The sequence below is a fragment of the Streptococcus sp. CCH8-H5 genome (assembly GCF_001556505.1).
GTDB lineage: Bacteria > Bacillota > Bacilli > Lactobacillales > Streptococcaceae > Streptococcus.
The window spans coordinates 1-234 of the sequence record NZ_LSIZ01000011.1 but is presented as its reverse complement, the minus strand read 5'-3'; the positions used below and the strand labels follow the sequence as shown (position 1 = coordinate 234).

The 234-nt window shown below is 40.6% G+C and carries 1 protein-coding gene; it reads left to right on the top strand.

Features of this window, described 5'->3' with window-relative positions; all coding sequences use genetic code 11:
• On the top strand, nt 1–234 hold a 234-nt coding region (locus tag AX663_RS00590), incomplete at both ends, for a hypothetical protein (RefSeq protein WP_156430740.1).

The following is a 234-nucleotide window of genomic DNA, read 5'->3' as shown; positions in this document are numbered from 1 at the left end:
TTGAAAACGGTGTGATTACTGCAACATCTAAAGCTGACCTTACTAAGTCACTTGGCGATGCAGAAAACACACAAGTGATCGATACTGTCAAATTGGCATTCGGACGCTACTACAAGTTCGATATTCCTGCAACTATCAAAGGCACTGCTAAAGATGGTGTAGACATCGAAAATACTGCGTCACAAATCGTTCACCAATACGACCCAACTAAGAAATCTGTTGAAAAACCAGAAA